This window comes from Hymenobacter negativus (assembly GCF_017571495.1).
Lineage (GTDB): Bacteria > Bacteroidota > Bacteroidia > Cytophagales > Hymenobacteraceae > Hymenobacter > Hymenobacter negativus.
In genome coordinates this window covers 324,835-346,242 of the sequence record NZ_JAGETZ010000002.1, presented here as the reverse complement: position 1 = coordinate 346,242, position 21,408 = coordinate 324,835, and the positions used below count along the sequence as shown (strand labels likewise).

The 21,408-nt window shown below is 58.3% G+C and carries 19 protein-coding genes and 2 tRNA genes; 14 read left to right on the top strand and 7 right to left on the bottom strand.

What is annotated here, in order from left to right; genetic code table 11:
* Window positions 1–66: 66 nt before the first annotated feature.
* From truA to J4E00_RS05680, 4 genes are all read left to right on the top strand, one after another.
* Window positions 67–822 carry a tRNA pseudouridine(38-40) synthase TruA gene (truA, locus tag J4E00_RS05695; protein ID WP_208174130.1) on the top strand — a complete coding sequence of 252 codons (756 nt, stop codon included), beginning with the start codon at window positions 67–69 and terminating at the stop codon, window positions 820–822.
* 116 nt (window positions 823–938) lie between these two features.
* On the top strand, window positions 939–5,405 hold the full coding sequence (locus tag J4E00_RS05690) for a gliding motility-associated C-terminal domain-containing protein (RefSeq protein WP_208174128.1): 4,467 nt from the start codon (window positions 939–941) through the stop codon (window positions 5,403–5,405).
* A 184-nt stretch (window positions 5,406–5,589) separates the two neighbouring features.
* Window positions 5,590–7,368 carry an ABC transporter ATP-binding protein gene (locus J4E00_RS05685; RefSeq protein WP_208174126.1) on the top strand — a complete coding sequence of 593 codons (1,779 nt, stop codon included), beginning with the start codon at window positions 5,590–5,592 and terminating at the stop codon, window positions 7,366–7,368.
* An 89-nt stretch (window positions 7,369–7,457) separates the two neighbouring features.
* Complete coding sequence (locus J4E00_RS05680; protein WP_208174124.1) at window positions 7,458–7,976, top strand: hypothetical protein; 519 nt, start codon at window positions 7,458–7,460, stop codon at window positions 7,974–7,976.
* A gap of 6 nt (window positions 7,977–7,982) precedes the next feature.
* Here J4E00_RS05680 and J4E00_RS05675 read toward each other — a convergent pair whose 3' ends face one another.
* The 4 genes from J4E00_RS05675 to J4E00_RS05660 all read right to left on the bottom strand — a co-directional run bounded on the left by J4E00_RS05675 (window position 7,983) and on the right by J4E00_RS05660 (window position 9,968).
* The gene (locus J4E00_RS05675; protein ID WP_208174122.1) at window positions 7,983–8,699 is read right to left on the bottom strand and encodes a hypothetical protein; all 717 of its coding nucleotides are present in this window, start codon (window positions 8,697–8,699) and stop codon (window positions 7,983–7,985) included.
* 122 nt (window positions 8,700–8,821) lie between these two features.
* Window positions 8,822–9,508: a hypothetical protein gene (locus tag J4E00_RS05670; RefSeq protein ID WP_208174120.1), complete on the bottom strand. Its 687-nt coding sequence runs from the start codon at window positions 9,506–9,508 to the stop codon at window positions 8,822–8,824.
* Between the two features lie 204 nt (window positions 9,509–9,712).
* Window positions 9,713–9,786: transfer RNA gene (locus J4E00_RS05665), tRNA-Pro, on the bottom strand.
* A 108-nt stretch (window positions 9,787–9,894) separates the two neighbouring features.
* Window positions 9,895–9,968: transfer RNA gene (locus tag J4E00_RS05660), tRNA-Pro, on the bottom strand.
* A gap of 189 nt (window positions 9,969–10,157) precedes the next feature.
* Here J4E00_RS05660 and J4E00_RS05655 point away from each other — a divergent pair.
* Complete coding sequence (locus J4E00_RS05655) at window positions 10,158–10,637, top strand: T9SS type A sorting domain-containing protein (RefSeq protein WP_208174118.1); 480 nt, start codon at window positions 10,158–10,160, stop codon at window positions 10,635–10,637.
* A gap of 72 nt (window positions 10,638–10,709) precedes the next feature.
* Here the strand turns inward: J4E00_RS05655 and J4E00_RS05650 are convergent, their stop codons facing one another.
* A complete protein-coding gene (locus J4E00_RS05650; protein ID WP_208174117.1) occupies window positions 10,710–11,102 on the bottom strand; it encodes a VOC family protein in 393 nt (130 codons plus the stop codon).
* 70 nt (window positions 11,103–11,172) lie between these two features.
* Window positions 11,173–12,963: an ABC transporter ATP-binding protein gene (locus tag J4E00_RS05645; RefSeq protein ID WP_208174115.1), complete on the bottom strand. Its 1,791-nt coding sequence runs from the start codon at window positions 12,961–12,963 to the stop codon at window positions 11,173–11,175.
* A 262-nt stretch (window positions 12,964–13,225) separates the two neighbouring features.
* Between J4E00_RS05645 and J4E00_RS05640 the strand changes: the two genes are divergently transcribed.
* The 8 genes from J4E00_RS05640 to coaE all read left to right on the top strand — a co-directional run bounded on the left by J4E00_RS05640 (window position 13,226) and on the right by coaE (window position 19,470).
* Window positions 13,226–14,317, top strand: coding sequence for a Glu/Leu/Phe/Val dehydrogenase dimerization domain-containing protein (locus J4E00_RS05640; RefSeq protein ID WP_208174114.1), 1,092 nt, complete (start codon window positions 13,226–13,228; stop codon window positions 14,315–14,317).
* 120 nt (window positions 14,318–14,437) lie between these two features.
* Window positions 14,438–15,634 (top strand): transcription antitermination factor NusB, encoded by a 1,197-nt coding sequence (gene nusB / locus J4E00_RS05635; protein ID WP_208174112.1) that lies wholly within the window; start codon window positions 14,438–14,440, stop codon window positions 15,632–15,634.
* A 139-nt stretch (window positions 15,635–15,773) separates the two neighbouring features.
* Entirely contained in the window at window positions 15,774–16,085 is a 312-nt protein-coding gene (locus J4E00_RS05630; protein ID WP_208174110.1) for a YtxH domain-containing protein, read from the top strand.
* Between the two features lie 126 nt (window positions 16,086–16,211).
* On the top strand, window positions 16,212–17,210 hold the full coding sequence (locus tag J4E00_RS05625) for an isocitrate/isopropylmalate dehydrogenase family protein (RefSeq protein WP_208174108.1): 999 nt from the start codon (window positions 16,212–16,214) through the stop codon (window positions 17,208–17,210).
* Window positions 17,211–17,282: 72 nt separating this feature from the next.
* Complete coding sequence (locus J4E00_RS05620) at window positions 17,283–17,792, top strand: DUF1573 domain-containing protein (protein ID WP_208174106.1); 510 nt, start codon at window positions 17,283–17,285, stop codon at window positions 17,790–17,792.
* Window positions 17,793–17,804: 12 nt separating this feature from the next.
* The gene (gene yajC, locus J4E00_RS05615) at window positions 17,805–18,134 is read left to right on the top strand and encodes a preprotein translocase subunit YajC (protein WP_208174105.1); all 330 of its coding nucleotides are present in this window, start codon (window positions 17,805–17,807) and stop codon (window positions 18,132–18,134) included.
* A 3-nt stretch (window positions 18,135–18,137) separates the two neighbouring features.
* Window positions 18,138–18,857, top strand: a complete 720-nt coding sequence (locus J4E00_RS05610) for a hypothetical protein (protein WP_208174103.1) — start codon at window positions 18,138–18,140, stop codon at window positions 18,855–18,857.
* Between the two features lie 4 nt (window positions 18,858–18,861).
* Window positions 18,862–19,470, top strand: coding sequence for a dephospho-CoA kinase (coaE, locus tag J4E00_RS05605; RefSeq protein ID WP_208174101.1), 609 nt, complete (start codon window positions 18,862–18,864; stop codon window positions 19,468–19,470).
* A gap of 115 nt (window positions 19,471–19,585) precedes the next feature.
* Here coaE and J4E00_RS05600 read toward each other — a convergent pair whose 3' ends face one another.
* The gene (locus tag J4E00_RS05600; protein ID WP_168671712.1) at window positions 19,586–19,906 is read right to left on the bottom strand and encodes an ArsR/SmtB family transcription factor; all 321 of its coding nucleotides are present in this window, start codon (window positions 19,904–19,906) and stop codon (window positions 19,586–19,588) included.
* A 244-nt stretch (window positions 19,907–20,150) separates the two neighbouring features.
* Between J4E00_RS05600 and J4E00_RS05595 the strand changes: the two genes are divergently transcribed.
* Complete coding sequence (locus J4E00_RS05595; RefSeq protein ID WP_208174099.1) at window positions 20,151–21,380, top strand: Glu/Leu/Phe/Val dehydrogenase dimerization domain-containing protein; 1,230 nt, start codon at window positions 20,151–20,153, stop codon at window positions 21,378–21,380.
* The last annotated feature ends 28 nt before the right edge of the window (window positions 21,381–21,408 follow it).

Genomic DNA, 21,408 nt, shown 5'->3' with positions numbered 1-21,408 from the left:
AGGTGAGCTGGCTCAAGGATGCGAACTGAAAAGTTCGCGCTACTGCGACCCGTACTTTTGCGAGCCATGCGCTACTTCCTTCACCTTGCCTACGATGGCACCCGTTACTGCGGCTGGCAGATTCAGCCGAACCAGCTTACCGTGCAGGCCGAGCTCGACCGCTGCCTTACCCAGATACTACGCCGGCCCACCTACTGCCTCGGCAGCGGCCGGACCGATACGGGGGTGCACGCCAGCCATCAGGTGGCCCACTTCGATGCCGAACTACCCGAAGCCCTCCCGCTAGACGTGCTGCTCTACCGCCTACGCCGCGCCCTGCCCCCCGACATTGGAGCCCTGCGCCTGCACCCCGTGTCCGATGAGGTCCATGCCCGCTTCTCGGCCGAGGAACGCAGCTACGACTACTTCGTGGTAACCCAGCCCGACCCTTTCCGCCGCGACCAGGCCCTGTACGTAGACCGTCCGCTCGACGTACCGGCCATGAACGAGGCCGCCCGCTACCTGCTGGGCCAATTCGATTTTACCTCCTTCTCCAAGGTGAAGGGCGGCGAAAACCATTATGTGTGCTACTGCACCGAGGCCGGCTGGCATCCCGCACCGGGCGGCTGGGTGTTCCGCATCCGGGCCAACCGCTTTGTGCGGGGCATGGTGCGGCTGGTGGTGGGCACCCTGCTCGACGTAGGCCGGGGCAAGATGACGCCCCGCGAATTCCAACTGTTGCTGTGGGCGCAGAAGCGAGTGGATGCTGGCGGGGCAGCTCCCGCCAAAGGACTGTTTCTGAGCCGGGTGGAGTATGAGCCGGGCATTGTACCTACAGGCTAGCAACCTTTTAGGAAATAGTCCGGTCATGCATTAGCTTGCGAATATCAGGGCAAGCGGGGCACTGTTTTTGTGCAGTAGCCATCCGCTTTATCCTATTTCTTTCCGACGGCTTGCTTATGCGTTCAACACCTACCCTGTTGCTGCTGCTGGTTGCCCTTTTCTGCCGGCCCGCCCGGGCGCAGGAGGCCATCCGCATCATCGAATTTAATGAGAACAAGGGTCAATGGGATGCCCGTGCCCGCTACGGGGCGCACGTAGCCACCGGGGCCTGGCTTTTTGTGGAGCGTACCGGCCTTACCTATGCCCTCACCAGCGGCCTGCCCGACCATGCGCCCCATCGGTCCGGGACCAAAGCCGCCAGCGCAGCCCCGGCCTTCAACGACCAACTGCCCAGCCATGGTCTGCGAGTTGAGTTCGTGCAGCCCGAAGCCACGGCCACCCTGCAAGCCGAAGACCAGGCCCCCGGCCGTCAGCACTACCTGCGCGGTAACGGCCCCAAGCAATGGGCTTCCGATATCCGCACGTTTCGCCAGCTGCGCTACCGCGCCCTCTGGCCCGGCACCGATTTGGTGCTGCACGAAAACACCACCCACCAACTGGAATACGACCTGCTGCTGGCACCCGGGGCCATCCCTGCCCGCGCCCGCCTGCGCTACCAGGGCGCCGACGGCCTGCGCCTCGACCCCGCCACCGGCAACCTCCTGGTGAAAACATCCGCTGGCCCACTCACCGAGCAACAGCCCCAGGCCTGGCAAACCGATGCCAGGGGCCAGCGCGAGCCGGTAGCCTGCGCCTTCGAGCTGCGCGGTACTGAGGTAAGCTTTCGGGTGGGGAAATATGACCGCCGCCGTGCACTGGTGATTGACCCGGTGGTGCGCTTTGCCAGCTACACTGGCTCAACGGTAGAGAACTGGGGCTTTGCGGGTACTTCCGATGCGGCGGGCAACATGTATTCGTCGGGTGTGGTGTTTGAGCCCGGTTACCCCACGACTACGGGTGCCTATCAAACCTCCTTCAGCGCCAACACCGACATCGCCCTGATGAAGTTCAACACGGCCCTTTCGGGGCCGGGCGCGCGGGTGTGGGCCACCCACCTGGGCGGCAACGGCCTGGAATTTCCGCACAGCCTGCTGGTGAACAGCAGCGGCGAGCTGATGCTCATGGGGACGACCTCCTCAACCAACTACCCGACCAGCAGCGGTGCTTTGTGCCGCACTTTCCAGGGCGGGAGCAGCATCGCGCCCTACGGCGTGGGGTCGGCTTTCGTACTCACGAATGGCTCCGACCTGTTCCTGACGCGGCTGAGTGCCAATGGCAGCCAGCTACAGGCCAGCACCTACCTGGGGGGGGCCGCCAACGACGGCCTGCTCGACCCGGCCGCCGCGGCCCCCAATCTACGCTACAACTACGGCGATGCCTTTCGGGGCGACCTAGCGCTTGATGCAAGCGGCAACGTGTACATCGCCAGCGTGACCAGCTCCACCAGTTTTCCCTGCCTCGCTACTACCCCGACCTACCGGGGCGGCACCAGCGACGCCCTTATTACTAGCCTCAACGCCAGCCTGAGTCAGGTGCGATGGACCACGCTGCTGGGCGGCTCCGGCGCCGATGCTGCCTACTCGCTCCAGCGCGACGATGCGACCGGCGACTTGCTGGTAGCCGGCGGCACCAGCAGCACCAACCTATCGGGGGCTACGGGTGGCTACCAGCCGCTTTCTGGCGGTGGTATTGATGGCTTTGTGGCCCGGATTTCGGCTAATGGCAGCCTTACCCAGAGCACCTATCTGGGTACCAACACGCAGGACCAGGCCTACTTTGTGCGGCGCGATGGCACCGGCCAAGTCTTCGTGTTGGGCCAAACGCTGTCCAACAACTGGCCGGGACTGACTCCCGGCCTCTTTGTCGATGCGCGGGGCCACCAGTTTATTCAGCAGTTAGCACCTAACCTACGCACGGCGGGTTTCGCCACCGTGTTTGGCGGCGGCCGGGCCGTACCGGATATTTCTCCGACGGCTTTTGAAGTGGACTGCTACGGCCGGCTTTTCATCGCCGGCTGGGGCGGCGGCCTCGACCCCAACAACGGCTCCACTGTGGGCCTGAGCGTGTCGCTCAACGCCCTGCAGCCCGTCAGCGATGGCATGGACTTTTACCTCATGCAGCTCTCCGATGGGGCTCGAACGCTGGATTACGGCAGTTTTTTTGGCACCTCAGCCGATGACCACGTAGATGGCGGCACCTCCCGCTTCGACCCACAGGGCAACCTCTACCAGGCCATGTGCGCCTGCAACCAGGGCACCGGCGCGGGCCTGCCCATTCCGGCGGGGGCCAATTATTACAGCCCGGTAAATGGCTCGGCACACTGCAATAACGCCGCGTTCAAATTTGCCTTTACGGCGGGCAGTACCCCAGCCGGCCCCGATACCCTCACGGTCTGCGCCCGGGCCGGGGCGCTTGCGCTGGGAGGCTCGCCAGCCGGCGGCACCTGGAGCGGGCCTTTTGTGACTGGTAACGTCACCTCGGGCTACGTCTTCACCCCGGACACCGCCCGACTCGGCACGTTTGTGCTCACCTATACCAGCCCCCTCACCGGCCTGTGCGCGGGCACCAGTATCCGGCGCATCACCGTCGCTCCGCAACTCCTCGCCCAGATGCAGACGCCGCCTTCCACCATTTGCATGCAGCCGCAGGGGCCGCCGCCGGCCACTATACCCCTGCGGGCTACACCGGCGGGGGGCGTGTTTGTGGGTGTGGGCGTGGTGGGCGGCAACGCACCTTACTTCGACCCCGTGCGGGCAGGACCAGGCAGCCACCTCATTCGCTACGTGGTGGCGGGCAGCACGGCAGCAGGGCAATGCGCCGCGCTGGCCTCGGTGACGATAAACGTGCTGGGGCTACGTGTTCTGGACCTGGGGCCGCCCTTGGTGCTGTGCGCCAACGACCCGCCTCAACCTTTGAATGGTAACCCCTCGGGTGGCGTCTGGAGCGGCCCTGGCGTGAGCATGAACGCCTTGGGCGCGTATTTTTTCACCCCCAGCCCAGCTCTGGTTGGCACCCATGCCCTGCGCTACACCTTCACTGGTACCCTGGATTGCGCAGGGGCCAGCGACACCCTCTACGTTCGGGTACGCGCTCAGGGGCCAGCTGTGCGCGTGCCCACCGATACAACCCTTTGCACCACCGGAGCCACTTTCCGGCTCCGCGGTGGGCTACCAACGGGCGGAACTTGGAGCGGCCCCGGCGTGACTGGCTCGCTGGCTACGGGCTTTACCTTTACGCCTACTCCGGCCCTGGTGGGTGCGCAAAGCGTGGTGTATACCGGGGCTGTTATCGACACTTCGCTGTGTCCGTCGCGGGCCGTGCGCATAGTAAGCCTCACGGCGGGACGGGTACAATTAGGCATTCAGCGGCCGGTGATGTGCCCGGCAGCCGGGCCCCAGCCACTTTATGCATCGCCAGCGGGTGGAATCTGGACGGGGCCGGGTATCTCGGGCAACTCTGCTACGGGCTATACCTTTACCCCCAGTTCCGCATTGATAGGCCGCCAAGTACTTTCCTACACGTCAGCTTCTTCCACCACGCCTGGCCAGTGCCCCGGCACCGGTACACTGGACCTGGAAATAGCGGCCCCGCCGCTGGTAAGCATCGATTCACTGCCTTCGCAAAGCTTTTGCACCGGAGTGCCGCCCCATGGTGAGGTACTGACGGCCCAACCGGCCGGGGGCATCTTTGGCGGGCCAGGCGTGGTAGGCAACCGCTTCAACCCAGCGTTGGCTGGGCCAGGCCGCCATGTCATCACCTACACCATTCAGTTCATGACCTGTACCATCGTGGCCACCACCGTGGCCGAGGTGACGCAGCTCACGGCCATTCGCCTGCCCGCCGACACGGTGCTCTGCCTCGACCAAACCCCGTTCCGGCTGCACGCCACGCCAGCGGGCGGCACTTGGAGCGGCCTGCATGTGACAGCAGCCGGCATGTTTACACCGCCGACCTCGCCCGGTACCACAGTGCTCACCTACACGCTGCCCGGCGGTTGCGGCACAGCCCCCTACCGCGTCACAGTACCGGCCGAGCCCACATTCAATGCCCACTGGTCGGCTCCTGATTGCTCGGGCAACAACATTGCCCCACGCTTGGTCCGCTTCGAAGCCACTGGCTCGGCCGCCGGGCAGGTGCAGTGGGACTTTGGCGATGGCAGCACCTCGGCCAGTGGAGCCGTCGTGGAGCATACCTACCTCACGGGCGGCCGCTTCGCGGTTCGGGCGGCGTTGCCGCCCACTAGTACCTCAGTCGGCCCCTGCCCGCGCCAGGTAGCGCTGACCCCAGTAGAAGTGCAGGCCAGCATGGTACCCAACATCATCACTCCGAATAACGACCGGCAAAACGACACCTTTGCGCCGCGCATTGGCGGCTGTCCGGGGCGGCTCCAGGTGTTTTCGCGCTGGGGCCAGAAGGTATTTGAAAGCGCCGTGTACCACAATGAATGGGGCGGTGAAGGCCTGCCCGCCGGTATCTACTACTACTTGCTGGGCAGCACCGAAGGCTCGACGCGGGTGAAGGGCTGGGTGGAAATCGTGCGCTAGGCTCACCAATTGTCATCTTAATTCAAAAGCCGTTCGGACCTTGGTGCGAACGGCTTTTTGACTATCACAAAGTGGATACGCACCTCGGTACTGCCGGCTTTTGGCAGTGCGGAAGCCCACCGCACCAAAGTCCAGAACACCTTTCGAGGGCCAACGCGGTTTACTTCCGACCTTTGCCCTACTTATGGACCCTACCACTTCCGCTACCAAAACCGGCCAGGTATTCGACTGGGCCGTGCTGCGCCGCTTGCTGAGCTACGTACGCCCCTACCGGCGCATCTTCATCGGCCTGATTGTGCTCACTGTTGCCACAGCAGTGCTGGGCACGCTACGGCCGTTTCTCATTCAGCGCATGGTTGATGTCAGTATTGAGCAGGGTGACATGCGCGGGCTGAACACCATGTTTTTGCTGCTGCTGGTGCTGCTGGTGTCCCACTCGGGGGTGAGCTACCTGCAGACCTACTACGGCGGCTGGCTGGGCCAGTACATCGTGCGCGACATCCGCACCGACCTCTACCGCCACCTGCTCAGCCTCAAGCTCAAGTTCTTCGACCAGACGCCTATCGGTGTGCTCGTCACCCGCAACATTTCCGACGTCGAAACCCTCTCTGATGTCTTCAGCGAGGGCCTCGCAGCCATGGCGGGCGACATCTTGCAACTGCTCTTCATCATGGCCTTCATGTTCTGGATTGACTGGCGGTTAACGCTGATTAGCTTGTCTGTGATTCCACCGCTGCTGTTCAGCACCTACGTGTTCAAGGAGAAAATCAAGGGTTCGTTTCAAGACGTGCGCACGGCCGTAGCCAAGCTCAACTCTTTTGTGCAGGAGCACCTCACGGGCATGAACGTGGTCCAGATTTTCAACAACGAAGAGCGGGAGTTCCGCAAGTTCGAGGCCATCAACAAGGAGCACACCGAGGCCAACATCCGCTCGGTACTCTACTATAGCATCTACTTTCCGGTGGCCGAGGTACTGGGCGCCATCGGCGTGGGCCTGCTGGTGTGGTACGCTGCGCAAGGCCAGATTGAGGGCTCGATTTCGAAGGGTGCGCTCATTGCCTTCATCATGTACAACGCCCTGTTTTTCCGCCCCATCCGCCAGATTGCCGATCGCTTCAACACGCTGCAGCTGGGCCTCGTGAGCACGGAGCGCCTGCTCAAGCTGCTCGACAACCAGGACCTGATAGCCACCACCGGCACCTACGCCCCAGCTGAGCTGAAGGGCGACGTCGAATTTAAGCACGTCAAGTTTGCCTACAACGAGCCCGACTGGGTGCTCAAGGACATCAGCTTCCATGTGAAGCCCGGCCAGACCATTGCCTTCGTGGGTGCCACTGGCGCCGGCAAAACCAGCATCATCAACCTGTTGAGCCGCTTCTACGATATCCAGGACGGCAGCATCTGCATCGACGGCCGCGACCTGCGCGAGTACGACCTCAGCCTGCTACGCCGCCAAATTGGGGTGGTGTTGCAAGATGTGTTCCTCTTCGCCGGCAGTATCCGCGACAACATTACCCTTGGCAACAAAACCATCACCGACGCCCAAATCTGGGAAGCCGCCGACCTTGTGGGTGCTCGCCGCTTCATCGAGCGCCTGCCCGAAGGCCTTGGCTACCCCGTGATGGAGCGCGGTGCCACGCTCTCCGTAGGCCAGCGCCAGCTCATCAGCTTCGTGCGGGCCATGGTGTACCAGCCTCACATCATAGTGCTCGACGAAGCGACCTCTTCCGTCGACTCTGAAACGGAAGAGCTTATCCAGTCGGCCATCGAAAAGCTAATGCAGGGCCGCACCTCCCTCGTCATTGCCCACCGCCTCAGCACCATCCAAAAAGCCGATAAAATCATCGTCCTCGACAAGGGCGAAATCAAGGAAACCGGCACTCACGAAGAGTTGCTGCGCATCGAGGGTGGCTACTACGCCCAGCTCTACCGCATGCAATACATCGTTGCGAACGAAGAATGAGGAATAAAGGAATGAGAAGTTGCCGTCTAAATCAGTCGTCGTTTCCAATCCTTTATTCCTCGTTCTTTATTTTTAATTAAGCGAAGCGCATGCGTTACCTCTTCCTTGCCATCATCCTGCTTACCCTCGCTGCTGCCGGCACCTACGTGTACCTAGGCGGCACCCGCGAGTCGAAAATTACACTTGAAACCACAGCCGCCCCGCTTTACCTGGCCGGACAGCCCTTCCGCGGCGCAGTGAGCAGCGAGGCCTTCGGCCAGCTCTTCCGTCAGGCGAAGGATACGCAAACCCGCGTGCCCGGCGACCTGACCAACCTTTACCTCAATAACCCCGAAACCGCCCACGACACCATCACTGCCTTCATCGGCCTCGCCGTGGCCGATACCACGAAGGCCCTGCCAACGGGTTTCCGCTACCGCGTGGTGCCGGCCGGGCAGCGCGTGCTGGCAGCCCGCCTCCAGGGCGTGAGCTACCTGCTCGCCCCCAACAAGCTCTACCCCGACGCTTTTGAGGCCATCAAGAAGCAGAAGCTGACTCAGCGCGGCAATTTCTACCTGGAACGCTTCGGAGCCAAAGAGGCTTCCGAAGTTTTAATTGGAGTAAAATAACGTGGGCTATTTGCGCTTGCTCGGCGCGTCGGGCAGGCTCACGCCCACACTCAAGACGTAGGCCGAGAACTGATTGAATGTGGCAAAGGGCGCGGGGTCGGCCCACTGCCGGTAGCCGCCACGTAGCGTCAGCCACGGAGCGTTGTTGCTGCGTAGCTTGTACGTAGCTGCTAGGCCAATCTCCGTAATGGGCGAAGTGGCAGAGGCTATTTTTTCAGCTGTTGTGCAGCCGCATGAGCCTTTCACGGGCACCTGCCGGTTCTTGTCATATAAATTGGCACCGCCCAACCCAATCCCTGCCTGGAGCGCCAGCCGCCACGTGGGCCCATCACTTAGCAGCAGGCTGTTGCTCCATGTCACACTGTAGAGCATAACCAGGGGCCGCAGCACGCCGCCAAAGCCCTCCGCCACCGCATGGGCCGGCATTTGCCCCGTAATAGTGCCGCGCAGGCCCGTATTCCAGCGCGGATGTACCCAATACCCTCCCTCCAGGTCGCCGCCGACGTAGGGCGTCCCCCGGCGGTCGGCCAAACCTAACAGGCCCATATAAGCCGCCCAGCGTCCCGGCACCAGCGGTTTCTCTACAGCGCAAGAGTCGCGCTGGTGGTGGCAGCCTTGGTAAAAGGCTGGCGAAAGGGCAACATGGCATTGCGCCTGCGTGCGTTGTGCGCCTATGACACCAGCGGCACTTAGCAGCGCCAGCAGCGTAACCGTCTTTTTCATGGCATTTAGCGTTTAAATGATGCTATGAAAATACGTAAATAATCTGTCGATTTTATGAATCCAGCAAAAAGCCCTGGCCGCGACTGCAGCCAGGGCTTTTTGCTGGATTTAAACACCTGAAATTACTTGCGGCCGAAATAGTAGTTGGCCCCAAATTGCAGTTGCGTCAAACCAAAACCAGCATCAAATGAGCTAGCCGTTTCATCAGCATCTTTAACTTTCAAATGGTTGTATCCTAAACTACCAATGGAAGCTGTCAAACCAAATTTAGGCACCGGAAAAAAGACGATGCCCGGCGTAACCGCAGCATAGTAGCCGGTCGCTTTCAGCGTTGAATAATAATTGATTGGGTATCCGTTGTAGTACTGGGTCGATTGCTGAGCCTTCACGTCCGATTCGTACCCTGCTCCCACAGTAGCAGTCAGACCAAACTGCTCACTCAGCATTTTGTAGTACTGCACCATTGGTCCCACCCGCAGGGTAGAAGTAGAGGGCGGCCCCGATGGCTGGGAGTTAGAATTAGAAGAAGACTTGTACGACCCACCCGTAACGGTGTGATGGAACTGCAGGCCTAAAGCAAGATTGTCGGCCACAAAGCCTCCAACAGCAAAGTCCAGGCTGAATGTCCCTAGCTTAACCGTAGTGGTAGTTGAGGTGCCATTAAAGCTAGGGCTGGTGTATTCATCAGTATCGGTGTGGTAGCCCACGCTGCCCGTCAGCAAGCCTGTGCCTTTGCCAATGGTAGATTGTGCCTGCGCGGCAGAAAGGGTGCCAGCGAATGCAGCAAGTAATAGTACGGTATTTCTCATTGTGAAGGGAAAGTGAATTTGGGGCAAAGGTCCTGACGACACCCCCGTATTCAATGTCCTTTAACAACTATTTTTTCATCTACCATCTGCTAAAACCAGTCATGGCGAATGCTGTGTATCAGCTGAATGGATGGATTATGAACAGCATCAGAAAGCACAACGCCCCCACTGAAAAGGTGGAGGCGTTGAGACTTGCGGAAAATGTCGGGGTGGCAGGATTCGAACCTACGGCCTCGTCGTCCCGAACGACGCGCGCTACCGGGCTGCGCTACACCCCGAAAGCAGGCCGATGGGGCGACCTGTTTTCTTGTTCCAATAGTAAGCGGCCGAAAAAAGCCTCCGAACTCGTAAGTTCGAAGGCTTTTGAGAGAGCGGCTGCTCTTCCGTCGGAGTGGCAGGATTCGAACCTACGACCTCCAGCACCCCATGCTGGCGCGATACCAGGCTACGCTACACCCCGATTGGTATTGGAGCGACAAAGGTAAGGTTTTATTTGATTCTTGTGCAAGCCGGAATCAAATAAAGTTTTGCAATGGACGTTGTCGGAGGGTACCTCAGCCAAAGTTCTGGTTGCTTTTCCGGCAAACCGGCCTTAGAATTGCTTAGCTTTACAGTAGCCATTTTACTCCATCCCGTTCTTATCCTACTTATGAAAAAGTTATTACTATTCGTGCTAGCCAGTGCATTGGGTTTGGCCACTGCCAGCGCTCAAACTCCGGCTCCTACCAGTGCCCCGGCTACTGCTTCTGCTCCCGCGGCACCAGTTAAAGAAGAAGCCATTTTGCCCAGCGGCGTTGTGGCGGCCCCGGCGCCAGCCATTGCCCCCGCCACTACCCCCAGCGGCACCGCTCTCATTGCCCCGGCCCCCGAAACCCCAACTGCCAATCCCAACGCCATTAAGGTAAAAGCTGAATCAGCGGCGGGTAAGCTCACCGTGAAAACCGATAACCCCGGCCCCACCCGTGTCGAAGTAACCGACGCGGGCGGCCGCCCCGTTATTACGCACACCATGATGAACGGCCAGACGGCCGCCATCCTTAACGTAAGCCAACTGCCGGCTGGTGCCTACATCGTCCGTTGTACTGCCTATGAAAAAACCGGCATGCGCCGCGTCATGATTGGCCAGTAACAGCAAGTAATTGGCACAAATAAAAGAGGCCGGCATGCTACGCATGGCGGCCTCTTTTTTATTGATAGATAACTACTCTAATGGCTCCAATAGGTCCCATTTGTTGCCATACAGGTCCTCGAATACGGCTACGTGCCCATAGACTTCACTGCGCGGCGTTTCCAGAAACTTCAGGCCCCGGCTTTGCAGCACCGGATGGTCGCGCCAAAAGTCATCGGTGTGCAGAAACAGCCAGACGCGGCCAGCGCCCTGGCGGCCCACAGCAGCCTTCTCGTCTGCAGTTTTAGCTTCGGCCAGTAGTAAGCCGCAGCCAGTTGCGCCGGGCGGTGTGACCACTACCCAACGCTTGCCACCGCCCATGTCCAGGTCAGAATCCAAGGTAAAACCTAGCACATTGGTGTAAAAGGCAATGGCTTCGTCGTAGCTCCGGACGAGCAAAGTAACGTGGGCAAGGCGCTGGTTCATGGGCAGTAGCACGGATTTTTAGTCCGCGAGTGAACTAGTTTATTCGTGGACTAAAAGTCCGCACTACGAGTTAAGCTTCTTCGGTTTGCAGTTGTCGCTCGTAGAGGGCACGGTACAAGCCGTCGGTTTCGGCCATCAGGGCATCGTGGGTGCCGTGCTGCACAATGATGCCATCGTCGAGCACCAGAATTTCATCGGCCAGTTTCACGGAACTCACACGGTGCGAGATAATTAGACTGGTGCGGGCCGTCATGATACGCTGCAAGCTGCCTAGGATTGCATTCTCCGTCTTGGTATCAACAGCAGAAAGTGAGTCGTCTAGGATGAGGATTTTGGGCTCCTTAACCAAGGCGCGGGCCATGCTTACGCGCTGCTTCTGACCGCCGGAGAGCGTAATGCCGCGCTCGCCTACTTTGGTATCGAAGCCCTCGGGGAAAGCCACAATATTTTCGTACACGTCGGCGTCTTTGGCAGCTTGCAGCATTCGGGCTTCGTCGGGTTGGTCGAGGCCAAAGTTAATGTTGTTGCGGATGGAGTCGGAGAACAGAAAGACATCCTGCGGCACGTAGCCAATCTGACCGCGCAGAGCCCGCAGGGAGTAATCGCGCACATCCACGTCGTCTATTTTGATGTCGCCGGCCGTCACATCGTAGAGGCGGCAGAGCAACGCGGCAACCGTGCTTTTACCCGAGCCGGTGTTGCCGATAACGGCCAGTGTCTGGCCCGGTCGCACGCGGAAGCTCACGTTTTTCAGAGCCTGGATGCCCGTATCGGGATATGTGAAGGAGACGTTCTCGAACACAATATCGCCAGCCAACTCGCGCTCGACATTGTGACGCGAAATGATGTCGGTTTTCTGGTCCAGAAACTCGTTGATGCGAGCCTGCGAAGCTTCAGCCCGCTGCACCAGCGAGGAAGTCCAACCCAGCGCCGTGACCGGCCAGGTAAGTAGGTTCACATAAATTAGAAACTCCGCGATGGTACCCGTGGTGATGGTGCCGCGGATAACTTCTTGGCCCCCAACCCACACCGTAATGAGCGTACTCAAGCCAATCAGGAATAGGATGAGCGGAAAAAACAGCGAGTTTACGAAGTTCAGGCTCAGTGACTTTTCCTTGTATTCATTACTGGCTTTGGCGAATTGCTCGTGCGAATCGGCCTCCCGCACGAAAGATTTCAACACCCGAATCCCCGAGAAAGCTTCCTGCACAAACGTTGTCATGCCCGACAAGGCTCGCTGAATTTCGTCAGATTTTCGCTCAATTAAGTTATTGACGTAGAAAATACTGACTGACAGAATGGGCAGCGGCAGCAGCGTGTAGAGCGTCAGCTTCACGTTCACCATGAGCATGAGCGGCACAATAAGCAGGAACAACAGCACCAGCTGCAGGAAATACATAATGGCCGGCCCGAGGTACATCCGCACGCGGCTCACATCTTCGGAAATACGCGACATGAGGTCGCCAGTGCTGTGGCGGCGGTAGAAGCTGAGCGGCAGCGACTGGTAGTGCTGGTAAATCTGGTTTTTCTGGTCGTTCTCAATATGACGCGACATCACGATGAGCGTCTGGCGCATGAAGAACAGGAAGATTCCGCGCAGCAGGGCCAGGCCAATGATGAGCATGCCATAGAACAGCACGTTGCGCCCAAAGAGCTGGTACACGCCCTTCTGCGCCTCGGTGCCGGCATAGAGGTGGTAGAGGTCGATGCCCTCGTTCACCAAATCGAAGGCATAGCGCACCAACTGGGCCGGGAAAATGGCCAGTAGCGTACTCAACGCCACGAATAGCACTCCGGCCAGGAAATGCCACTTATAGCGGAAGATGAACGGGTTAACGGCGGATAGTGCGCGTACGGGCATGGCTGGGGAGGGGCCGGTTCGGGAAAATAGCGGTACTTTTGCGGCCTGAAACGTTGAGTCAATGGTCAAACCGAACGTCATGCTGAGCCTGCCGAAGCATTTCTACCGCTGTAGTAATTATTTACTTACGTGGTAGAGATGCTTCGGCAGGCTCAGCATGACGTTCTGGATTTTCGTATAAGCCCAAAGACCCAACAAAGTTACGCCGCACTGTTCCCAACCATCCATTCTCACAATTCCCACCAACCTTCAATTCATTCCCATGATTGAAACCCAAATTGTCGCCCCGGAGTCTATTTTCGACCAGATTGCTGAGCACCAGCACGAGCAGGTCGTGTACTGCCACGACCACGAGACTGGCCTCAAGGCCATTATCGGCATCCACAACACCGTGCTCGGACCGGCCCTCGGCGGTACCCGCATGTGGCACTATGCTTCTGACGCAGAGGCGTTGAACGACGTGCTGCGACTTTCGCGCGGCATGACTTATAAGGCAGCTATTTCGGGCCTGAATCTAGGCGGTGGCAAGGCCGTCATCATCGGCGACGCCAAAACACTGAAGACCGAAGCCTTGCTGCGCAAGTTTGGCCGCTTCGTGAAGAACCTGAACGGCAAGTACATCACCGCTGAGGATGTGAACATGACCACCAAGGACATGGAGTACATCCGCATGGAAACCACTCACGTTGCGGGCCTGCCCGAAAGCATGGGTGGCTCCGGCGACCCCTCGCCCGTAACGGCCTACGGCGTGTATATGGGCATGAAAGCCGCCGCCAAAAAAGCCTATGGCTCCGAGAGCCTGACTGGCAAGCGTATCGGTGTGCAAGGCGTGGGCCACGTCGGCACCTATCTGCTCGAGCACCTGCAAAAAGAAGGCGCCAAGCTCATCGTAACCGATTACTACGAAGACCGCGCCTTGGATGCGGCCAACCGCTTCGGCGCTACCGCCGTGGGCCTAGAAGCCATTTACGAACAGGAAATGGACATCTACTCGCCCTGCGCGCTCGGTGCTACTCTCAACGATGAAACCATCCCGCGCCTGAAGTGCCAGGTAGTGGCCGGCTGCGCCAACAACCAGCTCAAAAATGAAAACCAGCACGGCCCTGAGCTCGTGCGCCGCGGCATTGTGTACGCCCCCGACTTCCTCATCAATGCCGGCGGCCTCATCAACGTGTATTCTGAGGTGACCGGCGCCAGCCGCCAGGGCGCCCTCACCCAAACCGAAAAAATCTACGACTTCACCCTCCAGGTTTTGGCCCGTGCCGAAGCAGAAGGCATGCATCCCCAAGCCGCCGCTATCCGGCAGGCCAAAGAGCGCATTGCCAACGTGGGCCGGGTGAAGTCGACCTACTAAAGGAGAGTTGAGTTTTGAATGTTGAGTGTTGAGTTGCCAGACTTACTGTTTTAACGGACTGCCAATTCAACTCTCAACTTTCAACTCAACACTCAACATTCAAAACCCAACACTTCTAAGATGCTCAACCGCCGCCTCCTCCGTATCAAAGTCATGCAGTCGCTCTACTCCTACCACCAAGCGGTGGGAGCCGATTTGATGCTGGCACAGGACCGCATCGCGGCTGCTTTCGAGCCCGACCTGACGGCCAAAGAGGCTCCCGACCGCCGCAAGCTGGAAGGCCAGCGCAAGCTGGGCGAAGCTCAGCTGCGCGACTGGTACCGCACCGGTACCGCCCCCGAAAAAACGGATGATAAAGCCGTTGACAAGGCCGTGACCGACGCCATCAATTCCTTCCAGAACCAGGTGAAGAAGGACGGCGAGTTCTACGCCGGACAGCTACTGGTGGGTGCCGAAAGCATTCACGACCAATACCTGCACTTGCTCAACCTGCCCAAAGCGCTGCTCGGCGTGCTGGAAGAAGAGCAGAGCCGTGAGGAGCGTCGCCGCCTGGGCCCGAGCGAAAACGCCTTAGATACCAGCCGCCTGCACCAGAACAAGGCCATTGCCAAGCTGATGGCCAACGAGCAGCTGCAAGGCCTCACCATTCGGCGCAAGCTGGCTTGGGAAGGCGCCGAGGAACTTGAAGCGCTTACTGCTGCCTGGCAGGAAATGAAGGCCGACGAAACCATCCTCTCCTATCTCAGCGCCAAGCTGACGGATGAGGCCGAGATGGACTACGATGCCGACCTCGAAATCCTGCGTCACATCTACAAAGATTTTGTTTTCAAGGGCGAAGCGCTGCCACGACAGCTCGAATCGGCGGATTTGAACTGGGAGGAAAACCGGCCCATCGTGCGTAATCTGGTGCTGAAGACGCTGAAAATGCTGCCCTTCGGCGCTGACGAAAAACAGGAGCTGATGAACCTCTCCGCCAACTGGTCTGACGACCGGGAGTTTGCCGAAACGCTTTACAAGCAGACACTCCTCGAAGACGACAAGATGGAGAAGCTCATCGCCGGTTCGGTGCAGAACTGGGATGTAGAACGTGTGGCCCTGCTCGACAAAATTATTCTGAAAATGGCGCTCACTGAAATGCAGCTTTTCCGCGGCATCCCGGTGAAAGTCACTATCAACGAATACATTGAAATCAGCAAGCTCTACAGCACGCCCAAGAGCAAGCAGTTCGTCAATGGCATCCTTGACAAGCTGGCGACGGATTTGGCCGCCAGCGGCGACATTCGCAAATCAGGCCGCGGACTTTTGGATAACCAGTAGCGTAAGGCGTAGCTGGCAACAACTTTATTGCCCGTGGCCGAACATTGGCTCGATATAGCCACTTTTGCATCTACAGCCGCGCTTCCCCGTACGCAGCCCTGAAAACACTCTCATTTACTCTCATCCCCCTTCGATAACCATGGCCAGCAAAACCACCACCGGCATCCTGTGCTTCGCGGGCGGCGCCCTCACCGGCGCAGCCCTTGGCTTGCTCTATGCCCCCGAACCCGGCACTGAAACCCGCTCTTGGCTCAGCTACCAGCTGGAGAAATACCGCTCTGTGCTGGCTGACCTCACCGATAGCCTCGTGACCAGCCGCGAAGGCGCAGGCCAGTCATCAGCTAAAAGCGAAGGCCAGCGTGTGATTTCCGATGCCAAATCCAAAGCCGAGCAGTTGCTCGGTGATGTCGACCAGCTCATCAACCAAATCAATTCCCGCAAGGGCGCTTAATTTTTTTCGGGCATCTAAGTACTTGACGGAATGGGTGAAGGAGTGAACGACCGATAAATTTCAGTCTTTGCTCATTCATCCATTCCGTCCTTTGTGCTTACTCCCAATCACTCATTACCCCGTACAATGCACGTAGTAACCCTTATTCCCGGCGACGGCATAGGCCCCGAAATCACGAAAGCGGTAACCGATATTTTCGCGGCGGCGCAGGTGCCCATTCAGTGGGAAGAGCAGAATGCGGGCCAGACGACGTTCGACCAATCGGGCGAACTGCTTCCGACCTCGCTCCTCAAGTCGTTGGAAAAGAATAAGGTGGCCCTCAAAGGTCCGATTACCACGCCGGTGGGCAAGGGCTTCCGCAGTATCAACGTGACGCTGCGCCAGAAGTACGACCTCTACCAGAACGTGCGCCCCAGCAAAACCACGCCGGGCATCAAGACCCGCTACGAAGGAATTGACCTCGTGCTGTTTCGCGAAAATACGGAGGGCCTGTATTCCGGTCTCGAAATGTGGGACGAGCGTCTTGGTATTGCCGATTCCATTGCTCGCGTTACGGTCGAAGGCGCCCGCAAAATCTGCCGCGCGGCCTTTGCTTACGCCGTCAAACATGGCCGCAAAAAGGTGACGCTGGCCCACAAAGCCAACATCATCAAAATGGCTGGCACGCTGATGATTAATGCGTGTAAGGAAGCCAGCCTGGAGTTTCCGCAGATTGTGTTCGAAGATAAAATCATCGACAATATGTGCATGCAGCTGGTGGGCAAACCCGAGCAGTTCGATGTGATTGTGACGACCAACCTGTTTGGCGATTTGCTATCCGACCTCTGCGCCGGCCTCGTGGGCGGCCTTGGTGTGGTAGCCGGCGCCAACATCAGCGATAACATGGCCATTTTTGAAGCCGTGCACGGCTCCGCTCCTGACATTGCTGGCCAGGGCAAAGCCAACCCCACCGCCCTGCTCCGCTCGGCCATTATGATGCTGCACCACCTCGGCGAACATGCCAAGGCCGACCGGATTGATACCGCCCTGGAAAACACCCTGCTGAACCAGGAAGAGTGTACCGGCGACTTGGGTGGCAAAGCCAGCACCAGCGAGTTTGCCCAGAGCATTATTGCTAAATTGTAATTTCTAGGCAGTTTTTGCCCTATCTGTCGTCCTGAGCAGAACGAAGGACGACAGCAGTTGCTTCCCTATATTATGAAATACCAGATTCTTTTGGCTGCTACGCTCTTACTGGCAGCCTGCAACAACGATAAGAAGGCAGAAGTCGGCACCGAAGGCATGAATGCTGCCGCCACTGCCGAGTCTGATGCGGCCAACCCTACGATTGATAACCCCAACGTAGTAAATGAAAGCGAAGCGCCGAACCCTAATGCCCCGGTGATGAAGTTTGCCGAAGCGGAATTCGATTTCGGTGATATTCAACCAAACACCAAGGTCCGCCACACCTTCACATTCACCAACACCGGCAAGTCAGCGCTGCTGATTGAAGACGCAACCGCTTCCTGCGGCTGCACTACTCCAAGCTGGACCAAAGAGCCCATTGCACCAGGAGCCGAAGGCAAGATGGAAGTGCAGTTCGACAGCCAGGGCAAGCAGGGCATCATCAACAAGCAGGTTGCGGTGCGAGCCAACACCCAGCCCAGCATCTCTACCATCGTCATCAAAGGCAACGTTCTGACGGACGATGCCAAAAAGCCTCTTTAAGTTCTCTCCATCATGTTGTTGACCCTCCTACTACAAGCCAGCGGCGGCGGCGAATACATGCAGCTGCTTTTTCCAATTGCCATTGGCCTGGTAGTGTATATTTTTATGATTCGGCCCCAACAAAAGCGCACGGCCGATGCAAAAGCCTTCCGGCAGGCGCTCACCAAGGGCGCGCGCGTCGTCACCATTGGCGGACTACACGGGCTAGTAGTTGATATAACCGAAGAGACAGTGGTAGTGGAAGTTGACCGTGGCACCAAGCTACGCTTCGACCGCTCGGCTATTGCCCGCGAGGTGGGCAATAAAACTACTGCTGGCCCGGATACTTCCCTCGCCTCCTAAGCCATGCAGGGGCCGCTGACTCGGGCGGGCCGGCTGGTGCGCTGGTTCGTGCGGCCCTTCGCCGGCCAAGAAACCAGCTTTTACCGTGCCATCACGGCCTGCCTGCTGGCGGCGGGTCTGTTCTGGCAGATGAATGCGCTGAACAAAACCTACACCACGCGCATCAATTTCCCGCTGAACTGGCACTACGACTCGGTGCATTATGTACCGCTCCGGCCGCTGCCAGCGGCGTTGCCAGTTACCGTCACGGGCCAAGGCTGGCGGCTGTTGCGGGCCAATATGGGCTGGGGCACCCGTCCCGCCGACCTACGCCCCGTGCCCTTGCCTGGCACCCGCTACCTACCCGCCGAGGCTTGGCACCGAGGCTTGCAAAATGCTCTGGAAGGCGTGCAGGTCACGGAATGGGCCGGCGATACGTTGCGCCTGACCTTCGACCGCTATGCCAGTCGGAGGCTACCACTGGGGCTCCCAGCCGATTCGGCCAGTCTTTACAAAGCCCGTTTTTCACCGGCATTTGTTACGTTTCAGGGGCCAGCTACTTTGGTGAATGCGCTGCCGAACCCTTACCCCGTTGTGCTACCCCAAGCAGGCACGGACACCGATGCGGAAGTATTCATCATTGCGCCGGCGCGGGTGCGGGCCACGTCCTCATCGGTGCACATCAACCTGACCCGTATCACGCAGTCTCGTAGCGGGCGGCACCGCTCCTCCATTTCACACTAACGCTATGCTTCGCATCGGCATCACTGGCGGTATTGGCTCGGGCAAGAGCATTGCCAGCCGCTTATTTCACGCCCTCGGCACGCCCATCTACGACGCTGATACTCGGGCCCGCTGGGTAATGGAGAATGACCCAGAGCTTCGGCAGCAGCTAGCCGCTGCTTTTGGCCCGAATACGTACGATGAGAATGGACGCATCAATCGGCCCATGCTGGCAGGAACGGTGTTCAATACTCCGGCGCTGCTGGCTCAGCTCAATGGCTTGGTACACCCACAGGTCGGCCTCGATTTTGAGCGCTGGGCCGCGGCGCAGCAACAGGCCGGATTTCGGTATGTGCTCAAGGAAGCAGCATTGCTCTTCGAAGCAGGGTCATACAAGCAGCTCGACCGCATCATTACGGTATTTGCGCCGTTGGCAGTACGGGCAACCCGGGTATTGCGGCGCGACCCACACCGCTCCGCAGCCGATGTGAAGTCTATTATGGCCAAGCAGCTGAGCGAGGAAGAAAAGATGCAGCGCGCCGACTACATCCTCACCAACGATGACGTGCACCCGCTACTGCCGCAGGTACTGACGCTACACAATACTTTTAGTGCTCCGCTACAGCCTCACTGATAAGAAAGCCGTTGTGAAATGCCGCAAAGCAGGACTGACAACGAGAAACTGGATAGAAATAAAGAAAGGCTGCCTCTCACGAAGCAGCCTTTTCTTTTCGAACTAACCCAATGGATTAAATCCGACCCGAGTAATCTTCCAAGGTATCAATTACCTTGAGTAATTGCGGGACGGCCAACGAATAATAAATCTTCGTGCCGATTTTGCTGGATTTCAGCACACCCCGGTCCTTTAGGGTGATGAGGTGCTGCGAGGCAATAGCCTGAGGCAGGTCGAGGGCTTGGTAGATATCAGTAACGGACATTTGGCTGTCTTTGCCTTTGGTTTTACCTAAGAGGTCAACAATAGCCAGTCGCTTGGGATGGGAGAGAACCTTGAGCATAGCCGCGGCACGGTCCAACTGTTGCGCTTCTACACGCGAATGCAATGGTTTCATGAAATCGATAAAAAGTGAAGGGAAAATGGAAGAGTAGAATAAGTGCAATACATCGGTACTACGGGGGTAGTTCCGAAACCAATACGCAAAATAGCGGTAAAGGGGTTTATTATCCCTAATATAATTAGATATTTATTGTTTTTTATTCCTTTTTTAGAATCGTTGTCAATTCCCTCCGGGCTCCGGGTCTATTCCTACCTTTGTGGCCCTGCTAACTGGCAGGCTTTCCCTTTTCTATTGCCTAATGCTGGACCTGCTCACAAAGTTTGAAAACAAGCGCCCCGAAATTGTCTTTGAGTGGAAAGACGCCGAAACCGAAGCCGAAGGCTGGGTAGTAATCAACTCGTTACGTGGTGGGGCGGCTGGCGGCGGCACTCGCATGCGCAAGGGCCTGGACAAGCGGGAGGTAGAAAGCCTGGCCAAAACAATGGAAGTAAAATTCACCGTGTCCGGCCCGGCCATCGGTGGCGCAAAATCAGGCATCAATTTCGACCCGCAGGACCCCCGCAAGCGCGGCGTGCTGGAACGCTGGTACCGCGCCGTATTTCCGCTGCTAAAAAATTATTATGGCACTGGTGGCGACCTCAACGTGGATGAGATTCACGAAGTAATTGCTATTACCGAAGAGTACGGCCTCTGGCATCCACAAGAAGGTGTGGTGAATGGCTACTACCGCGCTACCGAACCCCAGAAAATTCAAAAGCTGGGCCAGCTCCGGCAGGGCGTAGTGAAAGTAGTAGAAGATGCTTCTTTCTCGCCCAACCTAACCCGCAAATACACCGTAGCCGACCTCATCACCGGCTACGGTGTAGCCGAAGCAGTGGGCCATTACTACCGCCTCTGGCCCGGCACCGACTTGCGCGGCCAGCGCGCCATCATCCAAGGTTGGGGCAACGTGGGCGCGGCGGCGGCTTACTACCTAGCCGGCCAGGGCGTACGCATTGTGGGCATCATCGACCGGGCCGGCGGCCTGCTAAACCCCGAAGGCTTCGGGCTGGAAGAAATCCGGTCGCTGCTGCTGGCCCGCAAGGGCAATGCCCTGACGGCGGATAATTTACTGTCATTTGAAGAAGTGAATGAGAAGGTCTGGTCGATGGGCGCCGAAATTTTTATACCAGCAGCTTCGTCGCGCCTTGTGACACGCGCGCAGGTAGAGCAACTGGTTGCTAATGGCCTCAAAGCCATCAGCTGCGGCGCCAACGTGCCGTTTGCTGACCCGGAAATCTTCTTCGGCCCCACCGGCGTTTTCGCTGATGAGCGCGTGGCGGTCATCCCCGATTTCATTGCCAACTGCGGCATGGCCCGCGTGTTTGCCTACCTCATGGAAACCGGCGCCGAAATCACCGACCAAGCCATTTTTGCTGATACGTCGCGCATCATCGGCGGGGCACTGGAGCGCACCTACCAGGAAAACACGCAGGCGACCGGCATCGCGCAACGCTCGTTTGAGATGGCGTTGCGGCAATTGGTGTAATTTTTTACCTGTGGGGAATGAGAGAAAT